Source organism: Streptomyces sp. NPDC055025 (genome assembly GCF_053608565.1).
The window spans coordinates 267387-280146 of record NZ_JBSGVS010000002.1 but is presented as its reverse complement, the minus strand read 5'-3'; the positions used below and the strand labels follow the sequence as shown (position 1 = coordinate 280146).

9 protein-coding genes and 1 riboswitch are annotated in these 12760 nt (G+C 72.9%); of the genes, 3 read left to right on the top strand and 6 right to left on the bottom strand.

The window, feature by feature from the left end:
- Nucleotides 1–18: 18 nt before the first annotated feature.
- The 6 genes from ACWGDX_RS02280 to ACWGDX_RS02255 all read right to left on the bottom strand — a co-directional run bounded on the left by ACWGDX_RS02280 (nt 19) and on the right by ACWGDX_RS02255 (nt 8140).
- Nucleotides 19–525: a Dps family protein gene (locus ACWGDX_RS02280; RefSeq protein ID WP_363085856.1), complete on the bottom strand. Its 507-nt coding sequence runs from the start codon at nt 523–525 to the stop codon at nt 19–21.
- 160 nt (nt 526–685) lie between these two features.
- Nucleotides 686–1507, bottom strand: coding sequence for an ECF transporter S component (locus ACWGDX_RS02275; RefSeq protein ID WP_453621351.1), 822 nt, complete (start codon nt 1505–1507; stop codon nt 686–688).
- On the bottom strand, nt 1504–3174 hold the full coding sequence (locus ACWGDX_RS02270; protein WP_453621349.1) for an ABC transporter ATP-binding protein: 1671 nt from the start codon (nt 3172–3174) through the stop codon (nt 1504–1506). Before ACWGDX_RS02270 ends, ACWGDX_RS02275 begins: the two co-directional genes overlap by 4 nt.
- The gene (locus ACWGDX_RS02265) at nt 3171–4355 is read right to left on the bottom strand and encodes an energy-coupling factor transporter transmembrane component T (RefSeq protein ID WP_453621347.1); all 1185 of its coding nucleotides are present in this window, start codon (nt 4353–4355) and stop codon (nt 3171–3173) included. Before ACWGDX_RS02265 ends, ACWGDX_RS02270 begins: the two co-directional genes overlap by 4 nt.
- Before the next feature lie 3 nt (nt 4356–4358).
- Nucleotides 4359–5357, bottom strand: a complete 999-nt coding sequence (locus tag ACWGDX_RS02260; RefSeq protein ID WP_453621345.1) for a hypothetical protein — start codon at nt 5355–5357, stop codon at nt 4359–4361.
- Nucleotides 5354–8140 carry a prenyltransferase/squalene oxidase repeat-containing protein gene (locus ACWGDX_RS02255; protein ID WP_453621343.1) on the bottom strand — a complete coding sequence of 929 codons (2787 nt, stop codon included), beginning with the start codon at nt 8138–8140 and terminating at the stop codon, nt 5354–5356. Before ACWGDX_RS02255 ends, ACWGDX_RS02260 begins: the two co-directional genes overlap by 4 nt.
- Before the next feature lie 353 nt (nt 8141–8493).
- A riboswitch (cobalamin riboswitch) is annotated at nt 8494–8568 on the top strand.
- Nucleotides 8569–8688: 120 nt separating this feature from the next.
- On the opposite strand from ACWGDX_RS02255, the gene ACWGDX_RS02250 reads away from it, so the two are divergent.
- The 3 genes from ACWGDX_RS02250 (at nt 8689) to ACWGDX_RS02240 (ending at nt 12675) form a co-directional block, all read left to right on the top strand.
- Nucleotides 8689–10101 carry a hypothetical protein gene (locus ACWGDX_RS02250; protein WP_453621341.1) on the top strand — a complete coding sequence of 471 codons (1413 nt, stop codon included), beginning with the start codon at nt 8689–8691 and terminating at the stop codon, nt 10099–10101.
- A gap of 110 nt (nt 10102–10211) precedes the next feature.
- The gene (locus ACWGDX_RS02245; protein WP_453621339.1) at nt 10212–10382 is read left to right on the top strand and encodes a hypothetical protein; all 171 of its coding nucleotides are present in this window, start codon (nt 10212–10214) and stop codon (nt 10380–10382) included.
- A gap of 139 nt (nt 10383–10521) precedes the next feature.
- Nucleotides 10522–12675 (top strand): phosphocholine-specific phospholipase C, encoded by a 2154-nt coding sequence (locus ACWGDX_RS02240; protein WP_453621337.1) that lies wholly within the window; start codon nt 10522–10524, stop codon nt 12673–12675.
- Nucleotides 12676–12760: the final 85 nt, after the last annotated feature.

Sequence of the window (12760 nt, the reverse complement as noted above, 5' to 3'; positions counted from 1 at the left end):
GGTCGCGGAGGAACGGCCTCAGACGGAACGGTTCTCCGCGCTGACCATCCAGGCGTGCTTCTCCAGGGAGTCGATGATCGCGTGCAGCAGGTCGGCCGTGGAGGGATCCTCGCTGTCGACCTGGTCATGGTGCGTGCGCAGCGTATCGACGGTGGCACGCAGGCGCGCGGTGACAAGATCGACGACGGCACTCACACTCAGCTCCCCCTCCGGGAACGCGGGGAGAGTGGTGGTCGCCGCCACGGTGTCGGAACGGCCGTCCGGCCAGGTCGCCAGAGCACGCATGCGTTCGGCGATGGTGTCGGCCGACTCCCGGGCGTCGTCGACGACCTGATCCAGTTGCAGATGCAGGTCCCGGAAGTTGTGGCCGACGACATTCCAGTGGGCCTGCTTCCCCTGGAGGTGCAGTTCCACGAGATCCACCACGATCTGCTGCAACGCTCGGGAAAGCCGCGGTGAGGCGGCGAATCCGGCGGCATCGGACTCCGGACGCCGGGAAGCTCCAGGAGCGGAGGAAGCCGCCATGACGTATCTCCTTCTGAGAGCACAAGAGAGCGGACCCCCGGAAACAGGAGGCCCGTTGGCCTACGCCCCCAAGCCTACGAACGTCCCTCTCCGCCGCCACCGGGCGTTCGTCCGTCTGCCCGCCCGGTCGCGGCGGAGAGGGGACCTGTGGTGCGGGTGGTCAAGGATCCCCGGCGTCGCCCGGTGCGGGGGTGGCGAAGCGGACGGGGGCCTGGAAGCGGGCCTTGCGTGCGGCGCGGCGGAAGGTGGTGAGGACGGCGGGGCCGGCGAGTGCGACGCAGAGGAAGTTGGTGACGGCGCGGCCGGTGTCCCAGCCGAGGGAGGTGGCCAGGTCGAAGGCGAGATAGCGCTGCCACTGCTCGGTGAAGGGCAGTCCCGGCAGATAGGCGATGGAACTGCCGGGATCCAGGGAGAAGGGCCAGAAGGAGAGGTTGAGCAGAAAGCCGAAGAGATAGCCGGAGAGTGCTCCGTAGAACGCCAGCATCAGTACCTCGCGCCGGCCGGTGGCGCGCGGGAGCAGGCCGGCGAGCATGCCGACGAAGGCGCAGCCGAACATCTGGTAGGGCATCCAGGGGCCGACTCCGCCCGTGATGAGCGCGGAGGCGAAGAGTGAGGTGCAGCCGAGGGTGAAGCCGAACCCGGGGCCGTAGACACGGCCGGCCAGGACGAGGACGAAGAAGACGGTCTCGATGCCCGCCGTGCCCGCGCCGAGCGGCCGCAGCGCCGCGTTGACCGCCGACAGCACCCCGAGCATGGCGAGCGCCTTCGAGTTGATGCCGCCCTCGGCGATCTCGGAGATCACGACACACAGGACGAGTACGAGGAGCACACCGAAGATGAGGGGCGGCGCGTAGTTCGATCCGAAGGTGCCGGGGGCGACGAGGAAGGGCCAGAAGAAGGCGACGGCACCGAGGAGGGCCGCCAGGGTGATGACGATTCCGGCGCGCGGCGTGATGCCGATGGCCGCGGCGCGCGGGCTCATGACTCCGCCTCCTCGTCAGGGAGTACGGCGGCCACCTGGCCGGCCGTGAGGTAGGGCAGGGGCGCCAGGATCTTCGCGACCTGCGGTGCGAAGACCGGTGAGGCGAGGATGACTTCCGGGGTCGGGGCGTCGGCGACGATGTCGCCCTCGGCCATCACGACCACCCGGTCGGCGGCGCGGGCGGCGAACTCGACGTCATGGGTGGAGATCACGACGGCCCGGCCCTCGGCGGCGAGACCGTCCACGATCTGGATGAGCCGGCTCTTGGCCCGGTAGTCGAGGCCGCGGGTCGGTTCGTCGAGCAGGACGACCCGCGGGGCCGCGGTGAGCTGGATGGCGAGGACGAGGGCGAGTTTCTGTCCCTCGGAGAGGTCGCGTGGATGGGTCGCGTCGTCGATGCCTGGAGCGAGCCGGTCGAGGATCGCGCGGGCGGACGCTCCGCCCCCGGGAGCTCCGACGGCGCCGGACCCGGCGCCGGACTCGGAGTCGGCCTGGGCGAGTTCCTGCCCGACGCTCTCCAGATAGAGCAGGTCGGTGGGTGTCTGGGGCACCAGGCCGACCAGCCGCCGGGCCCCGGCCGCGGACAGCGTCCTCGGGTCGCGCCCGCGCGACTCGTCGTCGGACCGTACCTCCACGGTGCCGGCCTTGCGCGGACCTGAGCCCTGGAGGGCCCACAGCAGGGAGGACTTGCCGGAGCCGTTGCGTCCCATGAGGGCCGTGATCTCGCCGCCGCGCAGGTCGAGATCGACTTCCCGTACGGCCGGTACGCCGTGGTGGGCCACGGTGATGCCACGGGCCTTGAGCAGGCCCGGCCGCCCGGTGCCGGGCACCGGACGGACGGGGGGCGGCGGTGTGTCGGCCAGCCGGGCGCGCAGCGGGACGGCGGCGCGACGGGCGTCCCGGATGGAGAGGGGCAGGGGTGACCAGCCGGCGGCGCGGCCCAGTTCCACGATGGGCGGGGCGATGGGCGACGTACGGAAGATCTCCGCCGGCGGGCCGGGGACGACGCGGCCGTCGCCCGGCAGCAGCAGGACCCGGTCGGCGTACTGGACGACCCGCTCCAGCCGGTGTTCGGCGAGGAGCACGGTGACACCGAGGTCGTGGACGAGGCGGGTGACGGCGGCCAGCACCTCCTCGGCCGCGGTCGGGTCGAGCGCGGATGTCGGCTCGTCCAGGACCAGGACCCGCGGGTGCGCGGTGAGGACGGAGCCGATGGCCACCCGCTGCTGCTGACCGCCGGAGAGTTCGTACAGGGCGCGATGGCGCAGATCCGCCAGGCCCAGCAGGTCGAGGGTCTCCTCGACGCGCTTGCGCATGACCGCGGGCGGAACGGCCAGCTGCTCCATCGCGTAGGCGAGTTCCTCCTCGACGGTGTCGGTGACGAAGCCGTCGAGCGGGTCCTGGCCGACCAGGCCGACGACGTCGGCGAGTTCCCGGGGCGGGTGTTCGGCGGTGTTCCGGCCGTCGACCGTGACACGCCCGTGGAGGGTGCCGCCGGTGAAGTGCGGGACCAGCCCGTTGACCGCGCCCAGGAGGGTCGATTTACCGGCTCCGGTGTGGCCGACGACCAGGCACAGCTCGCCCTCCTCGACGGTGAGGCTGACGTCACGCAGGACCGGTCCCGCTCCGTCGTCGTACTCCACGCCGACCTGGTCGAAGGTGATCACTTGGGTTCCTCGGTGCGCTGCGCGGGGACGGGGTGCGTGGGCGGGGCGGGCGGTGGCGCGAGGATTCCGGCGGCTCCGGCGAGGAGGATCGCGGCGGCCGGGACCAGTGGCAGGGCCGGCCAGGTCAGCGGATAGATGGAGGGGTTGAGCTCGGCCGGGTCGTAGCCGGCGTCACTGAAGAGCAGTACGGCGGAGAGCACACCGCAGCCGGCCACGGCCCATTCGGCGAACCGCCAGGGGTCGGGCCGGTAGGTGGTCCGGGTGATCCGGCGTCCGCCGAGGCGGAGTCCCGCGACGCACAGGAGCGAGCCGGCCGCCAGCGCGGGCAGACCGAGCGGCTTCGGGGCGGTGGCGTCGAGGAGGCCGTACGCTCCGGCGCACAGTCCGCACATGCCGAGCAGCATGAGCGCGCCGGTGAGCCGGCGGGAGCGGGGGGTGGCCGAGCCCGCGCGGCCGTAGCCGCGGGAGTCCATGGCGGCGGCCAGGCGGAGGGAGCGTTCGAGCGCGTCTTCGAGTACGGGGACGGCGATACCGCGCAGGGCGCGCGGGCCCTTGTGGTGGCCGGCCCGCAGCCGGCGGGCGCGGCTCACGCGCTGGACGCTCTGGACCAGTTGGGGCGCGACGCTGAGCGACACGGTGACGGCGGCGCCGAGTTCGTAGAGGGCACCGGGCAGGACACGCAGGGCGCGTTTGGGGTTGGCGAGGGTGTTGGCGGCGCCGACGCAGCAGAGCATGCAGGCGAGGCGCAGGCCGTCGGTGGCGGCCGAGAGGACCGCTTCGAGGGAGACGGGCCCGCCGATCCGGATGCCCGCGTACCAGTCGGGGGTGGGGACGCGGGGAAGGGAGAAGAGGAAGTGGTCGTGCGGGGTGATACCGGTGGCGAAGACCGCGCGGAAGATCACCCGGATGGCGACGACGGTCAGCGCCAGGTAGAGGTAGTACTTGAAGCCGCGTGCCCAGGGCGCCTCGGTGCGCCGGGCGGTGATGACGTAGCCGAGGACCGCCAGGACGAGGAAGAGCAGCAGCGGGTTGTTGGTGCGGCTGACGGCGGTGGCGAGGGCGAGGGCCCAGATCCACCAGGCGACGGGGTGCAGGGTACGGGGAAGCCGGCGCCCGCCCGGGTCCGGCGCGGGCCGGCCGGACGCGGGGGCGAGCCGCTCGGACGCGGGGGTGCCTGACACGTACTACTCCGCCCGGCGCCGGCGCTCGGCCGCGAAGACGGCCGCGCCCGCGATGACCAGTATCAGACCGGCCGTGACGGTGACGGGCAGCGTCGATCCGGAATCGTGGGCGGCCTCGGTCGCCGGGGCGGCGTCGACCACTCTTCTCCCGTCCCCGTCCCCGTCCCCGTCCCCGTCCCCACGCCCGTCCCCGTCCTCGGAAGGCGCGGCCGGCGCTGACGACGGGGACGGCGAGACCGGCGAGGCCGGTGGGGCGGTGGTGGACGACGGGGACGGCGCGGCGGGCACGGGCGCGCCGGTGGACCGGGACGGCACGACGGCGGGCGGGGCGGGCGCCTTCGCCGAAGGCGCGGGCGCGGACGCGGGTGGTTTCTCCGCCTCCCCTCCCCCGGTGCCGCTGGGCCGGGGGGCGGGCTCGTCCTGCGAACCGGACCCGACCGGCTCGGTGTTGTGGGCGCGGAGCTGGTCGGGGGTGAGCGTCGGGCGGCCCTCGGTGCCCTCGATGTCCGTACCGCCGAAGATCCACAGATCGACGCTGCCCGGCCTCGGCTTGTAGGTCATGGCGCCGAGCCGGCTGTACTCCCAGGTGCCGGCACCCGGGTCGGCGTGCCAGTACGACCAGTACGCGGAAGCGGGCGGGGTGAGGACGCAGTCCTCCTGCCGAGGGGTGGGGTACTGCCTGCCGCCCTGGTAGCCGCTGTAGCCGATCCGGCAGATGAACGCCGGGCCGTCGTGACCCGTTCCCGTGGTGCGCCAGCCGCCCTGGTTGAGCAATTCGTAGCCGGTCGTGGGCGTGGTACCGCAGGAGCGGTGGACCGGGCCGCCCCAGGGGCTGAAGTCGACGGCGAGGACGACACCGGACGTCGTGGTGCACATACCGATCGGCTGTGGCGCGGCGGCGGCCGTGCCGGTGGCCGCGGCAAGCGCGCCCGCCGTCGTGCCCGCCGTCAGTACGAGGGCCGAGACGACGCGGGCGCGGGCGCGCGGGAGACGGATCCTCACCGTGCTCCCCCCATCGCCGCGCGGCGCCTGCGCGCGAGGGCGACCGTGCCCCAGCCTGCCAGGGCCAGCGCTGCGGCGGCGGTCGCGAGCGCCCCGGCCCGGACGCCGGTCGACGCCAGGTACCCGCCGCCGGAGCCGCCCGTACCGCCCGTACCGCCCGTACCGCCCGTATAGCCCGTACCGCCGGCTCCCCCGGCGGTGTCGCCGGGGGTGGCGATCACCGAGGCGGAGGAGGACGGGGCGGGGGCGGGCCGCGGGACGGTACCGGTGAGGTCACGGGTGAGCAGCCCGAAGGAGATACCCGTGGCGCCCCCGACGGCCTGGGTGGAGGCGCGTATGTCGGAGCCGCGCCGGCCCTCCTTCGCGACATTGAAGCCGCCGTCGCCGTTCTGCTGGGAGGCGAGGAACGTACGGGCCCTGGCGATCCGCGCGCTGTACTTCGGCGCGTCCAGGGAGAGTCCCTGGACCGCCAGCGCCGCGGAGTTCACCGAGTTGCCCGCCGCGCCGGGAAAGCCGCCGTCCGGGAGCTGCTCGGCCGCGATCCAGGCGAGCGCCTTGTCCACCGCCGTCCGGGCTCTCTCGTCCGCCACCAGATCCAGGGCCATCGCGGCCATGGCGGTGGAGTCGACATCCGAGTCACCCGTCGCCGGGATCAGGCTGGGCCAGGCGCCCGAGGCGTGCTGAAGGCTCTCCAGATACGCGACGGGCGCCCGCGCCGCGTCCTTCTCCCCGGCCCGCAACTGGGCCAGCACGCCCAGGGACTGGGCGAAGACGGACGGGGCGTGGGTGTAGGCGCCCTCGGCCGGACAGCTCCGGTCCGGTGCCCGGGACGGTGTCCGGCACACCGCCGTGGCGAGAGCGGCGATCAGGTCCCGACCGCCGAAGTCCCGGGGGTCCCGGCCCACGCTCTCGGCGAGGAGCGCGGTCTTGCCGATCGATCCGCCCGCGGCGTACTCGGTGCCGACGCCTGTCCAGTCGTGGACCGTACGGCCCTCGGGGTCCTTGCCGCCCTTGTCGAGGAAGTCGACGACGCCGCGCAGGGCGTTGTTGTCGTGGCCGGTCGCGGCCAGCGCGAAGGCGCCGTCGATGGTGAGACCGAAGTCCGCACGGCCGGCGCCGGCCGTGTAGTACCGCCCCTGTTCGAGATGGGCCGGGCTGGTCAGATACGCGACGCCCTTCCTCAGGTCCGGGCCCGCGCCGGGCGGGGCGGTGGGGGGAGCCGTCGGCGGGGTCGCCGGCGGCTGCGTCGGGTCGGGCCGCTCCGTGGTCAGGGTCACCAGGCTGGTGTCCACGCCCGCGAGTACGGCGGGGGCGGTCGGATAGAGGGCCGCGTCCGAGGCCCCTTCCTCGAATCCGAAGCCGCCGTCGGGGAGTTGCCGCGCGGACAGCCAGGAGACGGCGGCGTCCGCCCGGTCCGTGTCACCGAGGGCGCGCAGCGCCTGGGCCGCGTAGGCGGTGGCGGTCACACTGCCGGTGGCGGAGCCCGTCCAGCCGGGGAAGCCGCCGTCCTGGCGCTGGGCCTTCCCGAGATACGCGCGGGCCTTGCCGACGGCGTCGGCCTGGCCGCCCGCCCTGTCCAGGACAAGGGCGACGAGCCCGGTGGTCGCGGGATCGCCGTCGCAGTACTCACCCGGACGGATCAGGATGCTGGTGATACCGCCGTCCCGGCACTGGAGCTGGGTCAGCCGCTCCACGGTCCCGGCCGGGGGACGGAGACCGCCGCGCAGCACGGCCAGCACGGCGAGCGCCTGCCCGTCGGCGTACGAGGCACCGGGGAAGTCGCCCTTCGCCGTGCAGCCGGGTGCCGGACCGCCGGACTCGGGACCGGCCGCGCAGACGTTCTCGACCAGATCGCCGAGCAGGTCATGGCCCGCGAAGGCACGCGGGTCGCCTCCGGTGATCTCGGCGAGCAGGGCCAGACGGGCGGCGGCGCTCGCGTCGGGCGGGGCGTCCTCGCCGCCGGGATAGGCGTAGGCGTCGGTACTGGCCGTGAGGAACGCCGTGACCTTGTCGAGGCCGGCGCTCCCGCCGTCGGACGCGGCGAGGGCGTAGGCGGCCTCGGTCGTCAGGAGGTGGTTCGGACTGTCCGCACCCTCGTCGACGACCCGCTCGCCGTCCGTGAGACGGCCCGTCAGCCATCGGGCGGCGGCGGGAATGTCCACCTCACCCGCGGGAAGGGTCGGAGGGCCGCTGGGCCCGGACGGGCCGCCGCCGCCACCCGCGCGTATCTGATCCGGGGTGAAGGCGGGTCTGCCGGTGGTGCCGCCGGCATCCGTGCCGACGAACACCCACGCGTCGACATCGCCCGCCCCGGGCTCGCGGTCCATGGCGCCGAGCGGGCTGTAGGACCAATCGTCCTGTCCGGGCGAGGCGATCCAGTACGACCAGTAGGCGGTGGCCTGCGGTGTCAGTACACAGTCGTCCTTGTCGGGAGTCGGGTACCGCGTACCGGAGTCGAAGGATGCGGAACCGATACGGCAGATGAAGGCGGGACCGTCGTGCTCGGTGCCCTCCGTGGTGAACCCGCCCTCGTGCAGGAGCTCGTAGCCGGTGGTGGGGGTGGTGTCGCAGCCCCGCTCGACCGTGCCGCCGAAGGGCCCGAAGTCGACGGCGACCACCGCGCCCCTGGTGGCCGTGCAGTCCCCGAGGGGGTCGGCCGCCGCGGGGGACGTTCCCGTGACGAACGCCATGGCGGCACCGAAGACGAGAAGGGCCGCCGCTATCAGCGCCACCGGTCGTCTCCGCCCGGCGTCGCGCCGGTCTGCTTCCTGTGCGGTCCCCACCACGGCCCCTCGTGTTGTCCGGGCGGCTCGCGCGTGGCGAACAGACCCCCGTCACACGGCTCATGTCCTGGGGAGGCCGATCGAACCACGCCGTAGTCCGCGACGGCGTTTCTCGCTGATCCAGCACTCCAGGCAGTCCGGCTCGCCCTTGCTGCGTCGGGCCTACGGTTGCGGGTCAGCGCCGGATTCCGACCGGCTTCCCCTGGAGCTGCTCGCTTATCAGCCGGATTGGAACACGCCCGTGAAGACAGCGTCAAGGCGGCCTGGACCGCGTCCGTTTCCCCGCGGCGGGCGGCGGTCGGGGCATCTGGCGGGCCGGTGATCCCTCGGGTAGCGTCCTGGGCTGCCATGTGGGGGAACCCGGTGGGAATCCGGGGCTGACGCGCAGCGGTATGGGACGGCGGGGGCCGTCCCGAGCCCGAATGCCCATATGGCGGCGAGACCCAGGAAGCCGTGCCACGCGTCCGGACGGCGGCCCCGCCCGTCTCCGGCGTTCCGGCCGCGAGAACGGCGTGCCAGGCCGGCGTCCCTCATCCCAGGAGCAGGCCATGTCCCGTTCTCTCACGTCCCGCCGTGTCGCTCTCGCCGTCCCGGCGGCGCTGGGGGCTTTCGCCCTGACGGCGCTGCCCGCCGCCGCGACCTCTACTCCGGCGCAGATCGCCACCTCGAAGACCAACGGTGTCGCCTACCTCAGAACACTCCAGGCCGCGGACGGTTCGTACGCGGGCACCGGGCTGTCCAACGAGTGGGCGTTCAGCGCCTTCGCCGCGGCCGGTACGGCCGCCGTGGACGTCACGCCGGGCGGCGACGTCACCAAGAACGCCCGCTCCGTCTACCGCGCTCTCCTGGCCACCGCCGGGTGGCCGTCCGCCTCGCCCGTGGTCACCGACTACGAACGCGGCACGCTCAACGCGTACGCGGCCGGGGTCGATCCCGCGCGCGTGTCCGCCTCCCGCAACCTCATCGCGGACATCTACTCCTACTGGCAGACCGCGGAGGCCGGTTACTTCGGACCGTCCGCCAACTACAACGGCACGGTCTTCGCCGCGCTCGCCCTCGGCGGCGCCAGAACCCAGGCGGGCGGACAGCGGGTGCCGCAGGCCCTCCTGGACGCGATGATCACGCGGATCCGCGCCAACCAGCACAACGACGGCGGCTGGAACTACGGCAAGGCCGAGGGCAACCCGGCCCAGCTCGCCGCCGCGAGCGACATCGACATGACCGGCGCCTCCATGGCCGCGCTCTGCGCCTCCGGCGTGCCGAACACCGATACGGACATCAGCCAGGCCAAGGCCTTCCTCAAGAGCAAACTCGTCAGCAACTCCGGCGCCTTCAACGCCATGTTCGGCGCCAACACCGACTCCAACGGCTGGGCCGTCTCCGGACTCAACGCCTGCGGCATCAACCCGCAGACCGGCGACTTCCTCACCTCCATGGGCAAGACCCCGGTCGACTTCCTGATCGCCCAGCAGTTCAACCCCGGCGGCGGCTTCAGATACCTCCCCGGCGACACCTCGCCCTCCGCCTACGCGTCCATCGACGGACTGCGCGCGGTGGCGGGCGGCGGCTTCACCACCGCCCCGCCGGTCCCCGTCACCGCCGGCGCCCCGCGGTGGGCCGCCCAGAGCACCTTCGCCGCGGGTACGGCGACCACACTGGCCGTGACGGTCGACGACGGCGCGGGCGGCCTCAAGGTCTGCTCCGTGGCCCTCACCCCCACGGGCACGACGACCACCCTCGGCGACGTCCTGACGGCCGCCACGACCGCGGCCACCCCGGCGGGCTGCGTGACAAGTGTCACCCCCGCGTCCGGCACCGGCACCATCACCGCGGTCAACGGCAAGGCCAACAGCGGAACTTCGACCTGGAAGGTCGGCGTCGACGGCGCAGCCTTCGCGGGCGCCGCCCGCGACAAGGTGATCAACGTGGGCGACACCGTCGCCCTGCGCTGGGGCGTCTGACCCCACCCCTTCCGGTGCGGGTCCGCGCCCCACGGCGACACGGCCCGGACCCGCACCGGAACCCCTCTCGGGGAAGGGCGGAAAGCGCCGCGCCCGCGGTGGAGACGGTCATGCCGGGCGACACGCTCGCGCCGGACCCTGCCGCGGCTCGGCCTTCCCCGTCCCCCCGCCCCGTCGGCAACGGCAACAGCAACGGCAACGGCGACAGCGACAGCGACAGCGACAGCGACAGCAAGACGGTCTGGTTCGCGTACCCCCTGCCCGGCCCGGCCGCCGACTGATCTCCCGGGGCCCGCTGTTCGTGTCGTGTACCGCACGGCGTCGAGTGGGCGATACCGGTCATTCCCCCTCGGTGGGTGACCTTGAAAGCCTCCTTCCGCTTCGCTCCCCACACCCCCGAAGAGACAGGTCCCCACGCTCATGCCCGAACTCAATCGGCGACGGTTCCTCCAGATCGCCGGCGCGACCGCGGGCTTCTCCGCGCTCTCCGAGAGCATCGCCCGCGCCGGCTCCATCCCGGCCGGGCGGCGGTCCGGCACCATCCAGGACGTCGACCACATCGTCGTGCTGATGCAGGAGAACCGTTCCTTCGACCACTACTTCGGTTCGCTCAAGGGCGTCCGCGGATTCGGCGACCCGCGCCCGGTGACCCCGGTCGACGGCCGGTCGGTCTGGCATCAGTCGGACGGCACCAAGGACGTCCTGCCGTACCACCCGGACGCCGAGGATCTCGGTATGCAGTTCATCGCCGGGCTCGACCACGACTGGGCGGGCGGTCACCAGGCGTGGAACCAGGGCCGCTACGACCAGTGGATCCCGGCCAAGTCCCCGGGGACGATGGCGTATCTGAAGCGTGACGACATCCCGTTCCACTACGCGCTCGCCGACGCCTTCACCGTGTGCGACGCCTACCACTGCTCGTTCATCGGGGCCACCGACCCCAACCGCTACTACATGTGGACCGGCCACACCGGGAACGACGGCAAGGGCGGCGGCCCCGTCCTCGGCAACGACGAGCTGGGGTACGGCTGGACGACCTACCCGGAGCGGCTCGAAGAGGCCGGTGTCTCCTGGAAGATCTACCAGGACACGGGCGACGGGCTCGACGCGGCCGGCGGCTGGGGCTGGATCGACGACGCCTACCGCGGCAACTACGGCGACAACTCCCTGCTCTACTTCAACAACTACCGCAACGCCAAGCCCGGTGACGCGCTGTACGAGAAGGCGCGTACGGGCACGGACGCGAAGAACGGCGACGGCTTCTTCGACATCCTCAAGGCCGATGTGAAGGCCGGGAAGCTGCCGAAGATCTCCTGGATAGCCGCGCCCGAGGCCTTCTCCGAGCACCCCAACTGGCCCGCGAACTACGGCGCCTGGTACATCTCGCGGGTGCTGGACGCGCTGACCTCCAACCCCGAGGTGTGGAGCAGGACGGCCCTCTTCATCACCTACGACGAGAACGACGGCTACTTCGACCACGTCGTACCGCCCTATCCCCCGGCCTCCGCCGCGCAGGGCGCCTCCACCGTCGACACCTCGCTCGACCACTTCCCGGGCGACAGCCGGCACGCGGCGGGACCCTACGGTCTGGGCCAGCGGGTCCCCATGCTGGTCGTCTCCCCGTGGAGCACCGGCGGCTATGTCTGCTCGGAGGTCTTCGACCACACCTCGATCATCCGGTTCATGGAGCGCCGGTTCGGGGTGCGCGAGCCCAATATCTCGCCCTGGCGGCGGGCCATCTGCGGCGATCTGACCTCCGCCTTCGACTTCGGCCTCAAGGACACCAGGCCCGCCTCGCTGCCGGACACCGACGCGTACGAGCCGACGGACCACGAGCGGCACCCCAGCTACCGGCCGACCCCGCCCGACCGCGCCGCCCTGCCCAAGCAGGAGAAGGGGTCCCGGCCCGCGCGCCCGCTGCCGTACGCGCCGTTCGCGGACGGGTCCCCGACCCCCTCGACCGGGCGTTTCACCCTCACCTTCAGCGGTGGCGCGTCGGCGGGCGCGGCCTTCACCGTGACCTCCGCGAACCGCTCCGACGGTCCCTGGACCTACTCCACCGGAGCCGGGCAGCGGCTCTCCGACACCTGGAACACGGCCTATTCGGAGGGCGTGTACGACCTGTCGGTGTTCGGGCCCAACGGGTTCCTCCGTACGTTCCAGGGTTCCGGCACCGCGGCGGGCCCCGAAGTGACCGCCCGCCATGAGGCCCACGAGAGCCGTGGGGAGCACGGAGGCCACGGGGACCACGAGGGCCACGGAGGTCATGACGGCCACGGGTCCCGCCGGGGTCCGGGCAAGGACTCCGGCGCCGCGCGTGTGGTGCTGACCCTGACGAACGCGACCAGGACCGACCGCCGTCTGACGATCACCGACGCGTACGGCGGGAAGAGCGTGACCGTCAAGGTGCCGGCGGGCGGACAGGTGGTCCACCCGGTGGAACTGCGCGGCGACAGGCGCTGGTACGACCTGACGGTGGTGTCCGACAAGGACAAGGGCTTCCTGCGCCGGCTGGCCGGACATGTGGAGAACGGCGCGCCCGGTGTGAGCGACCCGGCGATCATCACCGGCTGACACCGTCACCGGCCGGCACCCGCCACGGAAGGGGCCGCTCGTACGAGATACGGGCGGCCCCCGCCGTCGAAACGGCCTGCCGGAA

Coding starts and splice junctions, on each gene's coding strand:
- ACWGDX_RS02245 (WP_453621339.1), top strand. CDS start 10,212: ATGCCGGGCGACACGCTCGCGCCGGACCCTGCCGCGGCTCGGCCTTCC.
- ACWGDX_RS02250 (WP_453621341.1), top strand. CDS start 8,689: ATGTCCCGTTCTCTCACGTCCCGCCGTGTCGCTCTCGCCGTCCCGGCG.
- ACWGDX_RS02280 (WP_363085856.1), bottom strand. CDS start 525: ATGGCGGCTTCCTCCGCTCCTGGAGCTTCCCGGCGTCCGGAGTCCGAT.
- ACWGDX_RS02240 (WP_453621337.1), top strand. CDS start 10,522: ATGCCCGAACTCAATCGGCGACGGTTCCTCCAGATCGCCGGCGCGACC.
- ACWGDX_RS02275 (WP_453621351.1), bottom strand. CDS start 1,507: ATGAGCCCGCGCGCCGCGGCCATCGGCATCACGCCGCGCGCCGGAATC.